The sequence below is a fragment of the Massilia alkalitolerans DSM 17462 genome (genome assembly GCF_000427785.1).
In the GTDB taxonomy this organism is placed as follows: Bacteria; Pseudomonadota; Gammaproteobacteria; order Burkholderiales; family Burkholderiaceae_D; genus Telluria; species Telluria alkalitolerans.
On the sequence record NZ_ATYR01000075.1, the window covers coordinates 1 to 1232 of the forward strand.

1 pseudogene is annotated in these 1232 nt (G+C 63.5%); it reads left to right on the forward strand.

The features are described 5' to 3' along the window. A pseudogene (locus YWC_RS33465) lies at positions 1 to 1232 on the forward strand (Tn3 family transposase); the annotation flags it as partial.

Below are 1232 nucleotides of genomic sequence, written 5' to 3' on the forward strand. Positions count from 1 at the left end.
TTGAAACGCTGCGCCAGAAGCGCATCATCCTGCCGGCGCTCACTGTCATCGAGCGGGCCTGCGCCGAGGCCGTGACGCGGGCCAACCGGCGCATTTACCGCGCGCTGATCGATCCGCTGGAGCGGCACCACAAGCGCTCGCTTGACAACCTGCTCAACGTGGCGCCTGACATGAGCATCACCTGGCTTGTGTGGCTGCGCCAGTCTCCGCTCAAGCCCAATTCCCGCTACATGCGCGAACACATCGAAAGGCTCAAGGTGTTTCAGTCTCTGGCACTGCCGGAGGGGCTTGGCCGCCAGATCCACCAGAATCGCCTGCTGAAGATGGCGCGCGAGGGTGCGCAGATGACGCCGCGCGACCTGGCGAAGTTCGAGGATGAGCGGCGCTATGCGACACTGGCGGCGCTGGCCATCGAAGGCATGGCCACCGTGACGGACGAACTGGTCGACCTGCACGACCGCATCATGATCAAGCTGTTCAGCGCGGCCAAGAACAAGCATCAGCAGGACTTCCAGAAGCAGGGCAAGGCCATCAACGACAAGGTGCGCCTGTACAGCCGAATCGGGCGCGCGCTGGTCGAGGCCAAGGAATCCGGCATGGACCCGTATGCCGCGATCGAGGCCGTGCTGCCGTGGACAGACTTCACGCAAAGCGTGACCGAGGCGGCAGAACTGGCCCAGCCCGAGACGTTCGACCACCTGCACCTGGTGGGAGAGCAGTACAGCACCCTGCGGCGCTATACGCCTGAGTTCCTCGATGTGCTTCGGCTTAAAGCTGCGCCGGCGGCGCAAGCGGTGCTGGACGCGATCGACGTCCTGCGCGAGATGAACATGACCGGGGCGCGCAAGGTGCCGGACGATGCGCCGATCGCGTTCGTGAAGGCGCGGTGGAAGCCCCTGGTCATCACCGACGACGGTCTTGACCGCCGCTTCTACGAGATTTGCGTCTTGTCGGAGCTGAAGAATTCGTTGCGGTCGGGCGACATCTGGGTGCAGGGTTCGCGCCAGTTCCGGGACTTCGAGGAATACCTGCTACCCACGGAAAAGTTCGGGGCGATGAAATCAGCGCGCGAGCTGCCGATCGCGGTCAACCAGGACTGCGACCAGTACCTGCACGACCGCTTGCTCTTGCTCGAACAGCAACTGGCCACCGCCAACCGGCTCGCGCTGACGAACGAACTGCCCAATGCGATCATTACTGAGACAGGACTGAGGATCATCCCACAGGACGCC